The sequence below is a fragment of the Candidatus Falkowbacteria bacterium genome, from assembly GCA_016699775.1.
In the GTDB taxonomy this organism is placed as follows: domain Bacteria; phylum Patescibacteriota; class Patescibacteriia; order Patescibacteriales; family Patescibacteriaceae; genus Patescibacterium; species Patescibacterium danicum.
The window spans coordinates 35539-55051 of sequence record CP065010.1 but is presented as its reverse complement, the minus strand read 5'-3'; the positions used below and the strand labels follow the sequence as shown (position 1 = coordinate 55051).

20 protein-coding genes and 3 tRNA genes are annotated in these 19513 nt (G+C 32.0%); 14 read left to right on the top strand and 9 right to left on the bottom strand.

What is annotated here, in order from left to right; translation table 11 throughout:
* Positions 1-101 precede the first annotated feature (101 nt).
* The 6 genes from IPN41_00320 to IPN41_00295 all read left to right on the top strand — a co-directional run bounded on the left by IPN41_00320 (position 102) and on the right by IPN41_00295 (position 8210).
* The gene (locus IPN41_00320) at positions 102-1640 is read left to right on the top strand and encodes a hypothetical protein (protein ID QQS60419.1); all 1539 of its coding nucleotides are present in this window, start codon (positions 102-104) and stop codon (positions 1638-1640) included.
* Between the two features lie 29 nt (positions 1641-1669).
* The gene (locus IPN41_00315) at positions 1670-1915 is read left to right on the top strand and encodes a hypothetical protein (GenBank protein ID QQS60418.1); all 246 of its coding nucleotides are present in this window, start codon (positions 1670-1672) and stop codon (positions 1913-1915) included.
* Positions 1902-3281 (top strand): SAM-dependent methyltransferase, encoded by a 1380-nt coding sequence (locus IPN41_00310; protein ID QQS60417.1) that lies wholly within the window; start codon positions 1902-1904, stop codon positions 3279-3281. The genes IPN41_00315 and IPN41_00310 overlap by 14 nt, the downstream gene beginning before the upstream one ends.
* Positions 3282-4853 (top strand): sulfatase-like hydrolase/transferase, encoded by a 1572-nt coding sequence (locus IPN41_00305; protein QQS60416.1) that lies wholly within the window; start codon positions 3282-3284, stop codon positions 4851-4853.
* 1 nt (position 4854) lies between these two features.
* Entirely contained in the window at positions 4855-5580 is a 726-nt protein-coding gene (locus IPN41_00300) for a glycosyltransferase (protein QQS60415.1), read from the top strand.
* 74 nt (positions 5581-5654) lie between these two features.
* Positions 5655-8210 (top strand): penicillin-binding protein, encoded by a 2556-nt coding sequence (locus IPN41_00295; GenBank protein ID QQS60414.1) that lies wholly within the window; start codon positions 5655-5657, stop codon positions 8208-8210.
* A gap of 95 nt (positions 8211-8305) precedes the next feature.
* Here IPN41_00295 and dnaN read toward each other — a convergent pair whose 3' ends face one another.
* Together dnaN and dnaA are read right to left on the bottom strand one after the other, a co-directional pair.
* Positions 8306-9427: a DNA polymerase III subunit beta gene (gene dnaN / locus IPN41_00290; protein QQS60413.1), complete on the bottom strand. Its 1122-nt coding sequence runs from the start codon at positions 9425-9427 to the stop codon at positions 8306-8308.
* Positions 9428-9667: 240 nt separating this feature from the next.
* Positions 9668-11032 carry a chromosomal replication initiator protein DnaA gene (gene dnaA, locus IPN41_00285; GenBank protein ID QQS60412.1) on the bottom strand — a complete coding sequence of 455 codons (1365 nt, stop codon included), beginning with the start codon at positions 11030-11032 and terminating at the stop codon, positions 9668-9670.
* 276 nt (positions 11033-11308) lie between these two features.
* On the opposite strand from dnaA, the gene rpmH reads away from it, so the two are divergent.
* From rpmH to IPN41_00265, 4 genes are read left to right on the top strand one after another with little or no spacing between them, the layout of a single operon-like run.
* Positions 11309-11446: a 50S ribosomal protein L34 gene (gene rpmH / locus IPN41_00280; GenBank protein QQS60411.1), complete on the top strand. Its 138-nt coding sequence runs from the start codon at positions 11309-11311 to the stop codon at positions 11444-11446.
* A gap of 4 nt (positions 11447-11450) precedes the next feature.
* Entirely contained in the window at positions 11451-11795 is a 345-nt protein-coding gene (gene rnpA / locus IPN41_00275) for a ribonuclease P protein component (protein ID QQS60410.1), read from the top strand.
* A complete protein-coding gene (gene yidD, locus IPN41_00270) occupies positions 11792-12049 on the top strand; it encodes a membrane protein insertion efficiency factor YidD (GenBank protein QQS60409.1) in 258 nt (85 codons plus the stop codon). Before rnpA ends, yidD begins: the two co-directional genes overlap by 4 nt.
* A 15-nt stretch (positions 12050-12064) precedes the next feature.
* On the top strand, positions 12065-12820 hold the full coding sequence (locus IPN41_00265) for a membrane protein insertase YidC (protein QQS60408.1): 756 nt from the start codon (positions 12065-12067) through the stop codon (positions 12818-12820).
* Between the two features lie 1005 nt (positions 12821-13825).
* On the opposite strand, the gene IPN41_00260 is transcribed toward IPN41_00265, so the two are convergent.
* From IPN41_00260 to IPN41_00230, 7 genes are all read right to left on the bottom strand, one after another.
* Positions 13826-13899 (bottom strand) — tRNA-Cys (locus IPN41_00260).
* Between the two features lie 93 nt (positions 13900-13992).
* Entirely contained in the window at positions 13993-14664 is a 672-nt protein-coding gene (locus IPN41_00255; protein QQS60407.1) for a 3D domain-containing protein, read from the bottom strand.
* A gap of 137 nt (positions 14665-14801) precedes the next feature.
* Positions 14802-15161, bottom strand: coding sequence for a YraN family protein (locus IPN41_00250; GenBank protein ID QQS60406.1), 360 nt, complete (start codon positions 15159-15161; stop codon positions 14802-14804).
* 98 nt (positions 15162-15259) lie between these two features.
* The gene (locus tag IPN41_00245) at positions 15260-15643 is read right to left on the bottom strand and encodes a hypothetical protein (GenBank protein ID QQS60405.1); all 384 of its coding nucleotides are present in this window, start codon (positions 15641-15643) and stop codon (positions 15260-15262) included.
* 12 nt (positions 15644-15655) lie between these two features.
* Positions 15656-16207 (bottom strand): class I SAM-dependent methyltransferase, encoded by a 552-nt coding sequence (locus IPN41_00240; GenBank protein QQS60404.1) that lies wholly within the window; start codon positions 16205-16207, stop codon positions 15656-15658.
* Between the two features lie 147 nt (positions 16208-16354).
* Positions 16355-16428 (bottom strand) — tRNA-Ala (locus tag IPN41_00235).
* Positions 16429-16536: 108 nt separating this feature from the next.
* Positions 16537-16608 (bottom strand) — tRNA-Arg (locus IPN41_00230).
* Between the two features lie 128 nt (positions 16609-16736).
* Here IPN41_00230 and IPN41_00225 point away from each other — a divergent pair.
* From IPN41_00225 to IPN41_00210, 4 genes are all read left to right on the top strand, one after another.
* Positions 16737-17141 (top strand): polymer-forming cytoskeletal protein, encoded by a 405-nt coding sequence (locus tag IPN41_00225; protein QQS60403.1) that lies wholly within the window; start codon positions 16737-16739, stop codon positions 17139-17141.
* Positions 17134-17877, top strand: coding sequence for a hypothetical protein (locus tag IPN41_00220; GenBank protein ID QQS60402.1), 744 nt, complete (start codon positions 17134-17136; stop codon positions 17875-17877). Before IPN41_00225 ends, IPN41_00220 begins: the two co-directional genes overlap by 8 nt.
* Before the next feature lie 589 nt (positions 17878-18466).
* Positions 18467-19042, top strand: a complete 576-nt coding sequence (gene clpP / locus IPN41_00215) for an ATP-dependent Clp endopeptidase proteolytic subunit ClpP (protein QQS60401.1) — start codon at positions 18467-18469, stop codon at positions 19040-19042.
* Between the two features lie 55 nt (positions 19043-19097).
* A complete protein-coding gene (locus IPN41_00210; GenBank protein ID QQS60400.1) occupies positions 19098-19481 on the top strand; it encodes a 50S ribosomal protein L19 in 384 nt (127 codons plus the stop codon).
* The last annotated feature ends 32 nt before the right edge of the window (positions 19482-19513 follow it).

Here is a 19513-nt window from a genome sequence, read left to right as displayed (position 1 = left end):
AAATAAAAGCGCTGGTGTGTTATTATATTTTTAGATACGCGTCATAAATATAAAAATGCATTTTGCGATAAGCAGAAACTATTTATTTTTTGGATTATTATATGAAAAAATTTGGCTGGACATTGTTTTATATATTTATTTTTTCTTTACTTATTTTTAATTCTTTTTCCTATCTTGATCCTGATTTTGGCTGGCATTTAAGGTTTGGGGAAATAATTTGGCAAACAAAAAGCTTGCCCCATGATCAAATATTTTTATGGACTCTTGAGGGTAAAACCTGGGTTGATCATGAATGGTTAGCAAATCTTTTGATGTATAGTATTTGGTCAGTTGGGGGCTACATACTGGTCAGCATTATTTTTGCATTGCTCCCCTTATTAACAATCTTTATAATTAACAAATTTCTTTTTACAAACTTTTTCAAAACAATTGAAACAAGAGTAGCGACTGCAGTATTTGAAACAATTGCTGTTGTAGCAATGTTGCCTCACCTTGGTGTTCGGATTCAAGAAGTCACCTTATTTGCAGTATCAATACTTATAATTATTCTTTCTCAGTTACATACAAATCGGGAAAAACTTTTACCATGGTGGTTGCCAGTATTTTTCTATCTCTGGGCATGCCTTCATGCTGGATTTTTTATTGGGTTAATAATTTTATTTATCTGGATCTGTTGCGAGACATTATTATATTACATTCCCAGTCTGCAAAAATTTGGTATCCAGCCATTGAATAAAAAAATATTACATTATTCAATACTTATTAGTGGCTTAAGTTTTATATTTACATTAATTACTCCTTACGGCTTCACCCTCTATCATTTTATTTTTGATTATCGTGACACATTTTACCAATCTCATATTCAAGAATGGCTTTCCCCTTTTGCCTTTCCAATTCACTACCTGCAATTAACTCTTAATCTACTGGTAATAACTTCATTTACCGGAGTGGTTTTTTCTTTATGCAAAAAGATTCCTTTGTTTATATATTGTATTATCTTTTTACTACTATATATGGCCTTTAAGTCTGTTCGTCATTTTCCCTTATTAATGGCATCTTGGTTTATTCTTATTTTTCCATATTTTCTCCCAGAATTAACAACTAAAATTAAAAATACCTATAGTAAATTTATTTCTTTTTTTATATTTACTTCTTTACTTAGTCTTTCTATTTTCTTTTTACTGTCAGCAGACATTACCACCAAACCATTTACAAACTATTGCAAAATGTACCCCTGTGAGGCTGCTTATTTTTTAAAAAATAGACCAGAATTAACAAAACAATTATTCAATTCTTATAATTTTGGCGGTTATTTAATCGGGGTATCACCGGAATTACGTCTATTTATTGACGGCAGATTACCTCAATATCCCTTTAATGATCACTCTATTCTTAAAGAATATTACACATTTTTTGACCCTGCTTATTCAAGAAAAAAACTTGATGAACATGGTATTTCTACTGTTTTATTACAAAAAAATCTGCCAAGACATAAAATTAACTGGTTTGAGAAGTATTTTCTTGGATTTGAAGAAAAGACCATTAAATCAAGCTCACTATTAAATCACGTCAGCACCAGCTCTAATTGGATTAAAGTGTATGAGGATAAAAACAGCCTTATTTTTACAAGAAAGCAATAATCACAACTATTTGCTATACTATATTTTATATGAAAAAAAGAAACATACTATTATTACTGTGCGGGGTTTTTTCCTTAAGCGTTGTTAAATCAGCTCATGCTTATATTGATCCAGGAACTGGAAGTTTTTTATTTCAATTAATAATTGCCGGTGCTCTTGGCGGACTATTTTTTATTAAGTCAATCATTCGCTCAGTAAAACTTCACTTGGGTACTATTTTTGGTAAAAAAAAAGTTGAAGAAAATAGCACAACTGAAAGCCATGACCATACATAAACTAGACTCTTCGTTTAGAGACCCCAATGGTTTTATTTTTAATAAGGATGGGGAAATATATCGTCAAATACATCATAGTTATAAAAATAACTATGATCTATTAATGCAATCAGGTTTATATAAAAGTTTAATTGAATTAGGTGATCTAATCTCTCACAGTGAATCTGATCTTTCCTTAGAGGCCGGGGTATATAAAATAATCAAACCAGAACTTATACCATTTATTTCCTATCCTTATGAATGGTGTTTTAGTCAACTTAAGGTTGCCGCTCTCCTAACCTTAAAAATTCAAAAAAAAGCTCTGGATTATGGAATGAGTTTAAAAGATGCCAATGCCTTTAATATTCAATTTATTGGCGGCAACCCTATCTTAATTGATACCCTGTCGTTTGAAAAATTAGATAAAAATAGACCCTGGATTGCCTACAAACAATTTTGTGAACATTTTTTAGCTCCTTTGGCCTTATCTGCCCTTACTGATGATCGTCTTAATAAGCTATCATTAATTAATATTAATGGAATATCTTTAGATCTTGCTATAAAATTATTGCCTTTTTCTGCACGATTAAAACCAGGAATTTTTTTGCATATTTTTATGCATGCTAAAAGCCAACAAGCACACGGTTCCTTAGTCTTGTCTTCATCTAGTAAAAAAACTTTTTCCATTAACGCTTTTAGGGGGTTATTAGAAAGTTTAGAAAGCTGTATTCAGGGTCTCTCTTACAAAAAAAGCCCAACTGCCTGGGGAAATTATTATACTGAGAATAAATGTCAAAGTTATAATGAAACTGCTCTTTTGTCTAAAAAAAGTCTTGTTTCTGATTTTTTAGAAACAGCCAAAACAAAAAAATTATGGGATATTGGCGCAAATGCTGGACTATTTTCTCGTTTAGCTGCCAAAAAGGGAATTGCGGTTATTTCTATGGATTTTGAGCCAGATGTTATTGAAGAAAACTACCTAATTAATAGACAAGAGGGGGTTAATAATATCTTACCCCTGGTTATTGATTTGATTAATCCATCCCCAGCAATTGGTTGGCATAACCAAGAGCGCGACTCAATTTTTATTCGTTCATTACCTGACACGGTTCTTGCCTTAGCCTTGGTGCACCATCTAGCTATTTCAAATAATGTACCATTATCAATGATCGCGAAATTATTTGCAGATATAGGAGAAAAACTTATAGTTGAATTTGTTCCAAAAGAGGACAAACAAACACAAAAATTACTTCAAAATCGTGAAGATATTTTTGATAATTATAATGAAAAAGAATTTGAAGCAGAGTTTAGTAAATTTTTTACTATTACCATGAAAGAAAACATTCCCGACTCAAAAAGATCCTTGTATCTAATGATAAGAAAATAAATGAAATCTTTTAAACAATTTATTTTAAATCAAAATTGGATATTACCACCAATTTTATTGTCCATCTCTTTTGTTCTTTCTTTGTACCAACAAAACATGGCGGATCTTTCTTTACCTATTCTCATTACACCACTTTTGATTACCCTTCCAGTTACCATATTTTTTTCTCTAATAGCTTTTCGTTTAATTGCTGATCCGCATAAACGAACAATATTTTTAAGTTTTTTTATTATTATTATTTTCTCATACAGTGATTTTCTTTTCTTTGTTCAGAGTTTAAAATTTATTAGCATTGAAAATGACATTAATTTATTCCTCCCCTGGCTAACACTTCCTGTATTATTCTATATTTTTATAAAAAGAGTTAAAAAAAATTTAGTGGCGGTTAATAAATTTATTTTAATAGCTTCAGTACTAGCCGTAATTTTTCCTTTAGTAGGAATTGCAAAATTTGAAATTACTGAACGTCTTTTAAAACCAAGTGTTTCAAGCTCCTTTGAATTACCTGGTCCCGATAAAAGCTTAGTCCGTGAAAATTTACCAGACATTTATTATATTGTGCCTGATAGCTATGGTTCACCTGATATTTTTAAAAAATATTATAATTTTGATAATTCAAAGTTTATAAATTTTCTAACCGAGCAAGGATTCCATGTGCCTGCCAACCACACTTCAAACTATCCAATTACTTGTCTATCTGTTTCTTCTACATTAAACATGGAATATCTTGACTATTTATCTGTTTATAAAAATTACTCTGACATTTCACTTGTGACCCCTTTATTTAACGATAATAATGTTCTTAAGTTTCTAAAAAGTAATAATTATTCCTATTATCAAATGGGGTCTTGGTGGCAAATAACAAGCTTTAATCCTCAAGCTGATGCTAATTTTGTATTTAATAATAGGATCATGTCGAGACAAAAATTATTTAATCAAGCTGTTATTCGCTCAACTGTTTTACAGCCACTTACCGTCTTTTTTACTAAAGATCTTTTACTCAATTTTATTAATGATGGCCGAAACTTTACTTCTTATCAGTTTGAGCAATTACCAAAAATCGCAAAACTACCAGGACCAAAATTTGTTTTCACACATATTATATCCCCGCACACTCCCTATGTTTTTGGAAAAGATTGTGAATTTTTAATAAAAAATACCTATGATACCGAGCATGAAGTTGAAAATTATATTAACCAAGTAGAGTGTATTAATAGTAAACTAGAAGAATCCATAAAAAAAATATTAGCCAATTCAAAAAAACCACCAATTATTATTATTCAAAGTGATGAAGGTCCAACATTTTTAAGATTTCGCTTACCTGAAGAGAATAAATGGGGAGATGCAAATGATGATTTACTGAAACAAAAAATGCCTGTGTTTGCAGCCTACTATTTACCAGGAGTTAACAAAGCAGAATTCGCTTCTTTCTCAAGTAGTGTTAATATTTTTAGATTTGTTTTTAATAAATATTTTAATACTAATTTTGAAATGCTTGAGGATAAAAATTACATTTTTCCCGGAGTCAATGATGTCTATAATTTTATTGAGGTAACCGAACGAATAAAATAATATGTTAGTTGATATTTGTTTACCCGCCCATAATGAAGAAAACGTCCTAAAGAAAAACTGCTTGAGGTTATATGAATTCTGTAAAAGTCAACATTTTCCTTTTGATTGGAAAATCACAATTATTATTAACGCTTCAACTGATAATTCACCAGTCATTGCCCAAGAGTTAGCAAAAGAACTTCCAAAAGTTTTTTGTATTATCATTAATGAACCAGGAAGAGGCAATGCTTTAAAAAATACTTGGCTACACTCAACAGCTGATGTTGTTTGTTATATGGATTGTGATCTTGCCGTCTCCTTATCCTCATTACCTTTATTATTATTTCCTATCATTAACAATCAAGCAGATATTACAATTGGTTCTCGTTATGAAAAAGAATCAACCATACATCGATCAATGATAAGAGGGATTACCTCACGAGTATATAATAATTTAGCTAAACTCTTTCTAAGACACCAATATCTTGACTTACAATGTGGTTTTAAAGCAGTTCGTCAGAGTATTTTTACAACTCTAAGTCCATATATACAAGATAAAAACTGGTTTTTTGATACTGAGATGATTATTTGGGCTGATAAATTTAAATATACTATAAAAGAAATCCCCGTAAACTGGAAAGAGGCTCGTTTTGAGAACCGAGCAAGTAAAGTTAAACTCCTAAAAGATTCTATTTATTTTATACAAAAACTTTTCAAGTTGAGAAAAGTTCTTAAAACTCATAATTAATCAATGTATTAATAAGAAACCGGTGTGATATAATAAAAGATACAAATTGCTTACTTATATTAATTTTGCGTTTTATGCCAATAAACCCCAAATCTCCCCAATATTGGCGCAATACTAAGCATCGCCCTATTCAACGAACAACCGAGTGGCGAAAAAAGAGTAATAGTCAAAAACACCTATTTACTACGATTAAATCCTGGATATTTTCAAAAAATACCATGGTTCTTGGCGCCTACACTTTGTTGGTTATTTTTGTTATTGGTTTTATTTCTTTTTTATGGCTATCCCGTGGACTCCCAGAGCCAAATAAACTCCTTGATCGAGAAGTTGCCGAAAGTACTAAAATTTATGACCGAAGTGGAGAAACAATTTTATATGATATTCATGGTGAAGAAAAAAGAACCCTTGTTCCCCTTGATCAAATTCCAAAATCAGTTCGTGATGCAACTATAGCCATTGAAGATAAAGACTTTTATCATCATAAAGGATTTAGTTTTTGGGCTATTTTTAGAACTGCGGTTACTAATGTTTTTACTAATCGAAAAGCTGGTGGATCAACTCTGACGCAACAATTTGTTAAAAATGCAATTTTAACTACTGAAAAATCATATACCAGAAAATTAAAAGAAGTAATCTTAGCCTATCGTTTAGAAAAAAACTTTTCCAAAGATGAAATTTTACAGATGTATTTTAATGAAATTCCTTATGGCTCAAATGCCTATGGTGTTGAAGCTGCTAGTTTAAAATATTTTGGTAAAAATGCAAAAGATATTAGCTTGGCCGAATCTGCTATCTTAGCTGCTATGGTACAAAGCCCAACTCGCTATTCACCATATGGTCCAAATAAAGACATTTTACTTTCCCGACAACAATATGTTCTTGATCTTATGGTTGATCAAAATATGGTTTCCAAAGAAGAGGCTCAAGCTGCCAAAGATACCAAACTTTCCTTTAAAGCACCAACAGAAAATATTATAGCTCCACATTTTGTAATGCGCGTTAAAGAACTTCTGGCTGAAAAATATGGCGAGAAGGCCATTGAACAAGATGGATTAAAAATCTACACCACCCTTGATTCTTATAAACAAAATATTGCCGAAGAAGTATTAAAGAAAAAAGCCTTTGATAATGAGAAAAAATTTCAAGCCTCTAATGCAGCGATGGTTTCCATAGATCCAAAAACTGGTCAAATTTTAGCTATGGTTGGGTCACGTGATTATTTTGATGACGCTATTGATGGACAAGTAAATGTTGTTCTACAACCACGTCAACCAGGATCATCTATTAAACCAATAATTTATGCAGCGGCTTTTGAAAAGGGCTATACCCCTAATACAATTATATATGACGTGGTTACTAATTTTGCTGCCTCTGGACCAGTCTATGAACCACGTAACTACAATGGTCAGGAATATGGGCCTGTGAGCATGAAAAAGGCACTAGCTGGCTCATTAAACGTCCCAGCTGTTAAAACCCTTTATTTAGCAGGAATTGACCGCGTGGTAGCCCTCTCAAAGAAACTCGGGTATACCACTCTAGCCGATAAAGATCGTTTTGGATTATCACTTGTTCTTGGTGGTGGTGAGGTTAAATTACTTGAACACACTAACGCCTATAGTGCCTTTGCTCGTGAAGGATTAATTCATGAGCCATCGTATATATTAAAAGTTGAAGATCGTAATGGAAAAATACTTGAGGAATATAAAAATGAAGAAACAAGAGTTTTTGATAGTAATATTGCGCGGTTAATAAATTTTGTTTTATCTGACAATAATGAACGTTCGTTTATTTTTGGAGCAAGTAATTTTTTAACTCTTGGAAATAGACCAGTGGCTGCAAAATCAGGAACTACAAATAATAATCGTGATGCCTGGACAATTGGTTACACACCATCATTAGTTACTGGTGTTTGGGTTGGAAATAATAATAATACTGAAATGAAAGCAGGAGCTGATGGTAGTGTTGTCGCTGCACCAATCTGGAATGAATACATGCGACGTGTTCTTGGAAATGAAAATATTGAATCATTTAACGCTCCTAAAATTGACATTACCGGCAAAGCGGTTTTAGATGGCGTGGACGTTGGCTTAACTAAAGTAAAAATTGACAAAGCCTCAGGGTTATTAGCTACTGAATTTACACCTCCAAATTTTATTGAAGAAAAATCTTTTCAAGAACCACACACAATTTTATATTATATTAATAAAAATGACCCACGTGGTCCTGAATTAAAAAATCCAAGTGATGACCCACAATTTGATCTTTGGGAAAGTAGAATCCAAGCCTGGGCCATAAAAAATAAAATTAACATTGAAAAACCACCAACCGAAAAAGACAATCTTCACCTACCTGAAAACAGACCAAATTTTTCAATAAAAAATTTTTCTGATGGCCAAGAAATAACTAATGGAATGTTGTCAATTTCTATTCTTGCTTCTGCCCCACGTGGTATTGGTCGAGTTGAGTATAGTATTGATAACGCAACACCAGAAATTATTACCACCTACCCTTTTGGGTTAGAAAAAAATCTATATGGTTTTTCTACTGGTTTTCATGATATTACAATTAAAGTTTGTGACGACATAGACAACTGTTCTGAACAAAAATTGACATTTAATTTGAAGTCGTAGAATAATTTTTTAATCATTATAATAAAAACCCTTGATTTAAACCAAGAGTTTTTATTTTTTTGTTTTGTATTTTGTTTTTTTATAGTTTTGTATTCCTATGTCCTAATCGGCATGATTATATATAAATAATCCTTTATTTGCCCATCTTTTATTATACAAGGAGTATTTGCGTCCATTAATTCAATTGTCGCTGTTTCATCTTGTAATACAGATAACACATCAAGTAAATAACGAGAGTTTAAAATTATTGAAACATCTACTCCATTTATTATGGCTGGAATTTTACTAACATGCTCACCAGTTTGTCCTGAGGCAGCAGATATTATTATATTTTTTTTCTCAACTTCTACTTCAAGATTAATGTCATTAACCCCGGTTTTTGAAAAAAGTGCCGCCGCTTTTACTGCTCGTGATAATTCTTGTTTATCTACTAAAATTCTAGTGCTGTGCTTTTGTGGAATTATCTGTTGATAATCAGGATAACGTCCATCAATTAATCTAGAAACTATTTCCGTATTTCCAATTGTAAATAGACATTGATTTTCTGACACGTAGAGAGTAATTTCACTTGGCGTGTCATCATCTCCACTTTCAGACCCAACCACTCTTAGAAGCTCCTGTAGAGTCCGTGCGGGGATTATACAGCGCCTCTCGTCAATGACATCACTTTTAATTTGAATTGATTTTTCTGCTAGTCGATAACTGTCAGTGGCGACAAAAGTAATCTTTTTGTTTTCTAAAATTAATAAGACACCCGATAACTCCGCTCTAGTTTCATCAAGGGCAGCAGAAAATAAAACCTGACTAACAGCTTTTTTAAAATCTTGTATTGATAATATATATGGATTAATTCGTTCAATAGCTGGGATAAAAGGAAATTCTTCGGATGACTGACCCTTTATTTTTGTTTTTGTTTCTCCGCATTCAATTTCAAGTTCTTTTTCTTTTAATTCAATGGTAATTTTTTCATTGTGTAATAAATTAACATAATCAGATAAGATTCGGGCATCTACAGTAAATGAACCTTCTTTTTCCACCTTACCCCGTAAGACACTGGTAATACCAATTTCTAGATTAGTAGTTATTAAACTTATAACACCATCTTTTGCAGAAATTAAAATATTATTTAGTATGGGTAGGTTAGTATTTTTTTGTGCTATATGACTAACAGCGTAAACACTTGATTTAAGATTTTTTTGTAGACTTATTATCTTCATATAATATAAATATATAAATAACAGTAATACTAATAAGGGGTGTGGATAGTGGGGATAAGACGGGAGTTGTATATAGAACAAGGGAAAATAAATTTTTGTTGTGTGTATAAAGTTGTGATAAAGTGTTTTTTAAAACTGTATAAGTTTTTTTAAAAGGGTATAACTTTTTAACACTTTTTAAAAACCCGTTTTTATAAACATTTAAGTCCCACTTAAAACACAAGATATCAACAGACTTATCTACACCTGTAAAAGTTGGCGAATCGAAAGTAATTGTTGTTTTAGTTTTTGGTTATTTTTTAAATCTTCATTTATTTTATTACAAGCATGAATAGCCGTGGTGTGATCTCTACCTCCAATTTCTTGGCCAATGGCTGGAAATGATGCACTTATTTCTTCACGTAATAAAAACATAGCAATTTGTCTTGGTGTTACTAATTCTTTTTTACGACTTTTTCCAATTAAATCTTTCATATCAATATCAAAAAACTTTGCTACAGCTTCAACGACATGCTTACTAGTAATAGAATTTTCTCTAAATTCAACTAAGGTGGCTGCTAAAATACCTTTAGTTAGTTCAAGGGTTGGCTGAAGGTTGTTGAACTCATAATGCGTTATAAGGCGTGTTAATGCCCCCTCAAGCTCTCTAATATTAGTTTGGATATTATGTGCTATATACATAAGAATATCATCTGGGAGGGGAAAATTCTTTTCATGACACTTATTTTCCAGAATAGCTAACTTAGTTTCAAGATCAGGTTGAGTAATATCAGCAATCATCCCCCACTCAAAACGTGATAACAGTCTTTTTTCAAGGGCAGGAATGGCCTTTGGTGGTCTATCAGAGGTTAGAACGATTTGTCTATTTGTTTGATGTAATTCATTAAAGGTATGAAAAAATTCCTCCTGAGTTCCATCTTTTCCAGCCATAAACTGAACATCATCAACTAATAATAGATCAACATTCCGATATTTTTCTTTTAATTGTTTGGCTCGACCTGATCTAACTTCGTTAATATAATCATTAGAAAACTTTTCTGAAGTTACATAGAGGATTTTATCAGAATTTTTTGATAACTCATTTCCAATGGCTTGTAAAAGGTGAGTTTTACCAAGTCCGACACCCCCATATATAAATAAGGGGTTATAGGCTTTACCCGGATTAGCGGCTACTGCCTGACAAGCGGCATAAGCTAATTCATTTCCCTTTCCAACTATAAAACTATTAAAAGTATAGTAATTATTAAGACCAAAACGGTTAATACCTAATTTTTTTGGTGTTTCTGGTGATGGGGTTGTTGCTCCTAGTGTTTTTGCAATAGATTGATTTGTTGAAGATTTAACCGGAGTGTATCGACGATTTTCAATCTTACAAGATATTTCTTTGACATTTTCTTTACTTATATTTTTAACGGTAGCGATAATATCTTGATAATATTTTTTTTCTAGCCAGATTTGGGTAAAGGTATTTGGTACACAAATAACAATCTTCCCATTTTCAAAAGAATGAATATAGGTTAATTTAAACCAGGTAGTATAACTTGCTTTAGAAAGAGTAAGCTCCATTTCACCTAAAACAGCTTGCCAGAGTTGATCTAAATCCATAGGAAGGGTAAAAATAATAAAAATATTAATAACTATAACAATAATTATTAATAAAAATAAGATAAATAAAGAAAAATATCAAGCTGAAACATTATAGCAATAAGTTTAAATTCTAGACAGCCTCAACCTTGTTTATAAACTGTTGATAAATAAAAAGGGAAACGTTATGATTGACGTTTTTCAATAATAATGATACCGTGGAGAGCGTAACCTTGAGGAATTTTAGCCAAATGTTTGGTTTTAGAAAACTCATAATTTATTATTGTTTTAAATAGTATGCCAAAAAGAACTTATCAGCCAAACGCAAAACGGGCAAAAAGAAAGCACGGTTTTCGTAAGCGAATGCAAACAAAAAGTGGTCGTGATGTTATTAAGCGACGTGTAGCAAAAGGTAGGAAGAAATTAACCTCATAATAGTATGCTTCCGAAAGGTAATCGTGTTCGAAAAACTCGGGAGTTTGAGCGAGTTTTTTCTTCACGACTTTCGGTTTATGGTAAATTTGTTCGTATTTCATATAGTCCTGGAACAACAAACATCACTCGATGTGCTGTAATTGTCAGTACTAAAATAAGTAAAAAAGCTGTAATACGTAATAAAATACGAAGAAGGGTTCGTAAAATAATTAGTGACGTAATGCCCCAACTAACCCCCTCAACTGATCTTGTGATTTCGTGCTTACCTAAATCCAATCTTGCTTTGTATAAAGATTTTAAGGCTGATATATTAACTAGTCTGCAAAAAATCTTTAAAAAGACTCTATGAAACGAAATAATAGTTCAGTTGGAGTAATAATTAGTCAAGCCTTAATTCGTTTTTATCAAAAAACCCTATCATTTGACCACAGTTTTTGGAAGTATTTTTTCCCATATGGATATTGTCGCTTTCATCCAACCTGCTCAGAATATGCGGCTCAAGCAATTGGTAAATATGGGCTAATAAAAGGTTTCTATAAATCAATACTTCGCCTTTTACGGTGCCATCCATGGAGTCGAGGAGGCCATGATCCAGTTAAATAATAAAAAATAATACCTATGATGAATTTTTTTAATACAATTTTTTATGAACCGATATTAAACCTCTTGGTTTATATATATAACACCTTACCTGGGCATGATATTGGTATAACTATTGTTATATTAACAATAATAATAAAGCTGATTTTATACCCATTATCAAAAAAATCAATTGAGGGTCAAAAATCCTTGCAAATGCTTCAGCCAAAGCTTGATGAAATTAAAAAGCAATATGCCGACAATAAAGAAGGAATGAGTCGAGCAATGATGGATTTGTATAAGAAAGAAAAGGTTAACCCTCTTTCCTCTTGTTTACCACTATTAATACAATTACCATTCTTTTGGGCAATTTTTAAGGTTTTTAGAGATGAGTTACAGGGTAAAACATTAGTTTTAATTTATCCCTTTATCCATAATCCGGGCACTATAAATAATATTGCCTTTGGTTTTTTGGATTTCTCTAAACCTAATATTATTTTAGCGATTTTAGCAGGTGTTTCCCAATTTTTTCAAGCAAAAATGATGCCAATGCGACCAGCCACAGTTCAAACCGATGGATCTAAAGATGAGAATATGATGGCTATCATGAATAAGCAAATGTTATATTTTATGCCAGCCTTAACAATATTTATATGTCTTACACTACCAAGTGGACTGGCTTTTTATTGGCTTATTTCAACTATACTAACAATCGGACAACAATGGTTAATATTTAGAAAAAAAGATACTACTCCAACTAGCTCTACAGTTATTGAAGGAGAGATTATTAAATAACTATAATCAAAAACACCACAGTATTATACTGTGGTGTTTTTTTGTGGTTAAAATTGATTGTACAGATGCTGTGACTGACTTGTTTTACTTTAGTTAGCTAGAACGTCATATTCTTCAGGAAAATAATAAGAGGCCCATCTAGGGCGAATTATAAATTAATTAATGCCCTTGTGATGAGCCTCATCCCTGCGTATTCTTTTTGGGTTTCCGTAGGGATTAAAGGCTATTGTTGATTTAAAGCCAACTCTTCTACCGATAAATGGATTATTTTGATGTTTCATCAAAGTATCCTTTCTTTTATTTTTGTTTTAGGATCGTATCAACTCCGATCCATAGTAATTATCAGTAAATGAGAGAATTTTTTACAATATCAGTGATATCGTAAAAACTTCTAAGTAAGAAAGAGCAATCTATGTTTTAAGTATAGCATATTTTGACAAACCACGCAATACTTTATGTAACTTTAATAATATTTTATTTAATATTAGTAATTTTTTTATTATATATTTGATAAATATAAAAGTTTTCAACAACTTAAGTCTAGGTTTTAGTAGACTAAAAAGTAAAACTTATGCACAAAATCCACTACTTATCCACAGCTCAGTAGGTTTTAGTTTTGAAGCTAAAAAGTTTATAAAGATGTACCTACAGGTTTGAATTCCAAGAATGTCATCCCGCTTACTGTTTGACAGTCCTCATTATAGTGAGGACGAGGGATCTAGCCAGGATTCTATAAATGAACGATACCCGTATACAATTATTTCTTCCTAGGCTTGTTATTTTATTTATGCCACCTTTTCAAAAGGTGGCAAAATAATAAGCCTAGAGAGAAATACACAGGTATTGCATGAGGGTAGGAATAAACTCCTCGTCCTGATAATCAGGACTCGTCAAACAGTAAGCCGGATGACATTCTGAATTGACTCACCTGTACGAATTTTCTAAGGATGTTACAGTCTATACCTAACAGGCAATGTCACCGAGAATTTGGGATCTCATAAAATGAGGTCACGGTGGGAGTCGAACCCACGAATGGCGGTTTTGCAAACCGCAGCCTTAGACCACTTGGCAACGTGACCAAATATTATATAATATTGCAACTATACCAGATTTATTTCCTTATAACAAGAAAAGCCCAGGACGGGCTTTTCTGTTTTAATTTGGTAAAAGAATTAATCTAGAACAACAATATGTGCTCGTTTTTTTCCGAATTGTAATGCATCCTGTTTTTCAATCATCCAAACATCAACTCGATCAGAATATTTTTTTGAAGTTCGATCTCTAACTATAAAGACACGATTGCCAAATAATTCTGGAATTTGGATCTTGGTTCCTAGTGGTAGAAAGTTAGCAGCTACAGTATCTTCAATACCATGATCACAAACATTAAAGCCATTGGCTGTTGTGCAGGGGTCGCCATCACATTGAGCAACCTCTGAGTTATAAGCTGTTAAAGTAACTAATCGGGACTCAGTATTAAAAATAGCCACCTTCTGTAAAGCTTTATCAGCTTTATTTTGATTATAAATATCAATAAGAGGAATATTATTATTGTCCTGGATACTTGCAAAGCTTTTAACAAAATCTGACGGTTCTTTTTTAAGGATAGCTAGTGATCCTTGATTATTTTTTGCAATAAATTCTTCAAAAAGTTTTTTTGTTGTTTCTGGTGCTTTGATAGTTTCAATTTTTGATTCAGTAAAAGACTCTTCAAAGTTTTCATCAGCAGCGTGAACTGGAAATAGAAGAAAATTACTAATAATAGTCACTAGAATAAAAACAACCACCTGTCTGTGAGACCGTTTATTTAAAAATGGTAATTTTGAATATTGGAAAATTGTCATATTCTTAAAAAATAAAAAATCCCCTATTAAAGCATAGAGGGATTTTCGTGACAACACTTTATCACAAGTTAGTTTCTTTGTCAAGACCTAAAACCAGTAATTTGTCAAGTATAGTTATCTAATCTTAGCCAAAAAAATTAAAAAATATTTTTATAATGTTTAATATTAGCCATTTTTTTACCTATATTAAGATTAATGGCTATGAAATCTGCTCTAACCCTTGTTTCTAAATAGCCATGAATAGCCAAAAATTTATTTATTGATCTATGTAGTTTTCGAGCCTTCTTAAGGGTAAGCTGATCCTCTGCTTTCCCATATTTACTTGAAAGCCTAGTTTTTACCTCAATAAATACGAGAGATTGATTGTGTTTAGTAATAATGTCTATTTCGTCATAATTAAGTCTGAAATTAGACGCCATGATTAAATGACCATTATTGATTAAATAGTTTTTGGCTATAGATTCACCAAGTTTTCCATAGTAGCTATTTTTATTCATAATGTTCTAAATAGAACATTAATAGCCATTATAGTTCTATCAAAAACATTAAAAACAAAAAACCCTCCATATAGGAGGGTAGTTCAGGATAATGTTTGCTAGTTGGGCAAATATCTTTTTATTTCATCTTCACGTGAATTATTTATATTAGCCGTCTTTTTCTTTTTTAATGGGAAAATGTATAAAACCCAAACAATTACAATTATTGCCCAAATAATATAAATAACTCGAGCTCTAAGATAAGGAATTAGCTCATAGTTTAAAAAAGCAATAAAGAGGGCTATAAAAGCATTGGTAAAAGAAAAAGTAGTAATTCTCTTAACTAAACGATTTGATATATTCAAACGGGAAAGAGATCCAATATATCCAGCCAAACCAATAACAAATAAAATAAAACCGATTAACAGTATAATATTCAAATTCTGTTTAGTTAGGGGTTCTGGTCTGGAGTTAAACCAGTAAAGCCATGATAAGTAGTTCATAGTAGTATAATATTATTGACTAACAACTAATCCGTAATGATAAGGCCCAGCCTCAAATTCGTCAAGAATTGATAATTTAGCACTATTTAAAACCTTTTTGATTTGCTGTAATGAAATTCTTTGATCTTGAATTGGGCCGATTGGGGATTCTGATTGATGCCAGTCAATAATAATTAGTTTTCCAGAATCTTTTAAAATTCTCGTAACTTCTTGCAATAAAGAAGTTGTATCAGCTATTTGATTTATAGTATTTACTAGGAAGGCAATATCAATAGCGTTATTATTAATACTAACTCCATTAAGCTTTTCTAGATCTCCTTGAACAATTGAAACCTCTTGAAGTCCATGGTGCTTAATATCTCTTTCTATAGATTCAATAACTTCTGGTAGAATATCAACTCCATATACGACTCCTTCTTTACCAACTTTATTTGCAAGTAAATTTAAGAAAAGTAATGATCGTCCACAGCCAAGATCAGCAACAACAGATCCTTCATTGATGTCACTTTTATTTAAAATCTCATCAAGAAATAATAGCGAAGTTTGGGTAGGAATTGCCTTCATAAATATAGTTTAACACAGGTTATCCACAAAATTTATTTTATTTAATATTAGCCAAATAATTATATATAAGTCTATAATATTGTGGACTTATCAACAAAATATATTTTTGTAATTAAGTCTACAATATATTAGACAAAAAACTATTTGTGGACCATAAGGGACTTGAACCCTTGGCCTCTTCCATGCCATGGAAGCGCTCTAGCCAACTGAGCTAATGGCCCAAGTAAAATATATTTTTTTATTTTTATAATACTCGTAAAATATACAGTATTATTTTCAACCTCGCAAGCTTATAGTTCAAAAAATTTTGTTTTTATAGTTTAATTTTGTGCTCTTGGAGGGAATCGAACCCCCATTGTATCCTTAGGACGGATCTGTTCTATCCATTGAACTACAAGAGCCTATTCCTTTAGACTACCACAACTATACAATCTAGTGAGGGTTTTGACAATTAATAGCTAGATATTTTGGCCTTTATACTTTCTCATATATATTCTATACTTATTACATCATTATTAAGTATATTTCTATGTTTAACAAAAACCATTCAGGAGTATCAAAAGATGGAGTAGAAACAATTATTGGACCCTCGGTTAAAATTGAAGGTAATTTTATTTGCCAAGGTGGAATTGTTATTGAAGGTGAGGTTAAGGGTACAATTTCAACAGCTGGTTTTCTTGAAGTTGGTGACAAGGCATCTGTGGTGGCTGATGTAAGCGCTCAAGAAGCAAAAATTGGCGGAGAAGTGCGAGGTAATATTAAAATTGAAGGATATTTGGAGTTAACAGCTTCAGCAAAGATTGTGGGTGATATGGAAGTTGGGAGTTTATCAATTGCACGTGGTGCAACTATTAAAGGGAAATGCAACGTTGCCTCAAATGAAACTAAAGCAGTAAAAAATAATAATAAGGTGACAGCCGACGACCATGAATAATGTCTATATTTACGATCACACATTGGCTGCCAAGCGTTATCAAAAAACATTAGAGCGATTAGAAACACGATTAACTGATTTGGGAATTAGTGGAAAAATTTATCGATTGGCACCAATGACTCGTGTGCAAGAAATTGTTCGAGAGGAATTGAGAAAAGCTTCTAAAACTATTATTGTAGTTGGTGGAGACCGTTTGATTACTCAAGTAGCAAGTTTGATGAATGAAGCACATATCCCTTTGGGAATTATTCCAATTGGTGAAGGGAGTGTCTGTGCTAATGCTTTAGGTATTGACTCAGAAAATGCTTGTCGAATTTTAGCTGCTCGTCGAATAGTCCGCATTGACCTTGGAAGAGTAAATACTGGTGCTACATTTTTAAGTCAGTTAACAGTAACAGCTCATAATCCAGTTTTAGTAATTGATGGAAATATTACTGCTCGTGCTGAAGGCCAAACTAATATTCAAATAGCAAATGTTTTACCGGATGATTATGGTTATAGAGGACCACGAGTTTCACCTGAAGATGGGCGGCTTAATGCTTATATTTTAAAAATTCAAAATGGTTTGTTTAAGAAAGATGTCTCTCAGTCCTCAATCACCTGTAAGCAAATAGAGTTACAATCAGGCCCATATACCGTGACTCTTGATGGTGGTTTAGAGGTTAGTGGTGTTACAACTGTTTCTATTTATCCTCAAGCTCTGTCAGTGATTGTTGGTAAAGAAAGAAAGTTTTAAAAAATGCCACTCCTTAAAAACTAGAAGTGGCAAAATCTGAAATGTCAGTTACTTTTTTAAATATTGAGATGAGAATATATCTACTCCAACCTCATTATTAATTTTATCCAACATTTCTTTTGTTACTGGGATCACAAGTATCTTTTCATCTTTAGATTCGAAGACGTTCATTATAACCTCATCTTCTTCAATTAAATAAAATATTACTTTTTTAACAATAAAAAAATTCGGCTTAGTTTTTTTTAAATCTAAATTAATTTTATTATTCGCAGAGCATAAATCATGTAAATTTGAGGCTTTTTTTAAAATAAACTTTATTAGAATTACACAAGTACTTTGTTAATGATTTAATGCATTGTTGCGAAGTAACTACATTATTATTCTCCACGGTATACAGAAATTTAAGGTTTTTGAAAAAAGAGCAATTTTTTTACTATACACTTATTTATTAATTCCGTCAACCTTGAAAAATTTATCAAAAATTGCTATAGTATGGACACTTGTCGTGCCATTGTCTCCATGTTTTAAATTATATTTTAGTTTTTAGTTTTTTTATTAAGATACGTTACTATTTCTAATTTTATATTATATGCCATTAATCCCAACCGTTATTGAAAAGGCCGGTAATTATGAACGGGCCTATGATATTTACTCACGATTATTAAAAGATCGTATTATATTTCTTGGTGAGCCAGTGACAGATCATGTTGCTAATATTATTATTGCTCAGTTTTTGTTTTTGGATGCTGAAAATAGAGATAAAGACATAAAGTTCTATATAAACTCCCCAGGAGGATCTGTAACAGCTGGTTTAGCAATTTATGACACTATGCAATATGTTAAGGCGGATGTTTCCACAATTTGTGTTGGTTTGGCAGCCTCAATGGGCGCTACCTTGTTAGCTGCCGGGGCACCAGGAAAGCGATTTGCTTTGCCAAACTCAGAAATTATGATTCACCAGGTTATGGGTGGTTTTGAGGGTCAGGCCTCTGATATTAAAATTCGTTCAGAACATATTTTACGAATTAAAGATAAATTAAATAAGATTTTAGCAAAACATACTGGTCAGAATGTTGATTTAATAGAAAAAGACACTGATCGGGACCGATTTATGAACCCTGAGGAGGCAAAAAAGTATGGAATTATTGATAAAATAATCCATTGACAAGATTGTGTGAATGTTCTAGAATCTTGATATTGTTTATTAATTATATTTACCTATGACCGCAGTTAAGAAAAAGGCGAAAAAGACCGAAAGTAAGAAATCGGACAAGACGCTTGAAGAAATCAAAAATGAATTACGACCTGGTATGACAATTCGTGTGTACCAGAAAATTAAGGAATTAAATCCTAAGGGTGAAGAAAAAGAGCGTGTTCAGTACTTTGACGGAATGATTATTGCTCATAAGCATGGTCGTGAAGCTGGAGGTACAATTACTGTCCGAAAAGTAACTGATGGTGTTGGTGTCGAAAAGATTTACCCTTTGAATTTGCCAACAATTACTAAGATTGAAATTCAGAAAGAAGCTGAGGTTCGTCGTGCCAAACTATATTTTTTGCGTTCTGGTTATAATAAGAGATTAAAAGAAAAAAAAGTAGCTTAAATAATAGCTATCTTTTTATAGTTTCGAATTGA

Bases quoted from the DNA above. Each gene is read 5' to 3' on its own strand.
- IPN41_00320 (QQS60419.1), top strand. From the start codon at position 102: ATGAAAAAATTTGGCTGGACATTGTTTTATATATTTATTTTTTCTTTA.
- IPN41_00315 (QQS60418.1), top strand. From the start codon at position 1,670: ATGAAAAAAAGAAACATACTATTATTACTGTGCGGGGTTTTTTCCTTA.
- IPN41_00310 (QQS60417.1), top strand. From the start codon at position 1,902: ATGACCATACATAAACTAGACTCTTCGTTTAGAGACCCCAATGGTTTT.
- IPN41_00305 (QQS60416.1), top strand. From the start codon at position 3,282: ATGAAATCTTTTAAACAATTTATTTTAAATCAAAATTGGATATTACCA.
- IPN41_00300 (QQS60415.1), top strand. From the start codon at position 4,855: ATGTTAGTTGATATTTGTTTACCCGCCCATAATGAAGAAAACGTCCTA.
- IPN41_00295 (QQS60414.1), top strand. From the start codon at position 5,655: ATGCCAATAAACCCCAAATCTCCCCAATATTGGCGCAATACTAAGCAT.
- dnaN (QQS60413.1), bottom strand. From the start codon at position 9,427: ATGAAGATAATAAGTCTACAAAAAAATCTTAAATCAAGTGTTTACGCT.
- dnaA (QQS60412.1), bottom strand. From the start codon at position 11,032: ATGGATTTAGATCAACTCTGGCAAGCTGTTTTAGGTGAAATGGAGCTT.
- rpmH (QQS60411.1), top strand. From the start codon at position 11,309: ATGCCAAAAAGAACTTATCAGCCAAACGCAAAACGGGCAAAAAGAAAG.
- rnpA (QQS60410.1), top strand. From the start codon at position 11,451: ATGCTTCCGAAAGGTAATCGTGTTCGAAAAACTCGGGAGTTTGAGCGA.
- yidD (QQS60409.1), top strand. From the start codon at position 11,792: ATGAAACGAAATAATAGTTCAGTTGGAGTAATAATTAGTCAAGCCTTA.
- IPN41_00265 (QQS60408.1), top strand. From the start codon at position 12,065: ATGATGAATTTTTTTAATACAATTTTTTATGAACCGATATTAAACCTC.
- IPN41_00255 (QQS60407.1), bottom strand. From the start codon at position 14,664: ATGACAATTTTCCAATATTCAAAATTACCATTTTTAAATAAACGGTCT.
- IPN41_00250 (QQS60406.1), bottom strand. From the start codon at position 15,161: ATGAATAAAAATAGCTACTATGGAAAACTTGGTGAATCTATAGCCAAA.
- IPN41_00245 (QQS60405.1), bottom strand. From the start codon at position 15,643: ATGAACTACTTATCATGGCTTTACTGGTTTAACTCCAGACCAGAACCC.
- IPN41_00240 (QQS60404.1), bottom strand. From the start codon at position 16,207: ATGAAGGCAATTCCTACCCAAACTTCGCTATTATTTCTTGATGAGATT.
- IPN41_00225 (QQS60403.1), top strand. From the start codon at position 16,737: ATGTTTAACAAAAACCATTCAGGAGTATCAAAAGATGGAGTAGAAACA.
- IPN41_00220 (QQS60402.1), top strand. From the start codon at position 17,134: ATGAATAATGTCTATATTTACGATCACACATTGGCTGCCAAGCGTTAT.
- clpP (QQS60401.1), top strand. From the start codon at position 18,467: ATGCCATTAATCCCAACCGTTATTGAAAAGGCCGGTAATTATGAACGG.
- IPN41_00210 (QQS60400.1), top strand. From the start codon at position 19,098: ATGACCGCAGTTAAGAAAAAGGCGAAAAAGACCGAAAGTAAGAAATCG.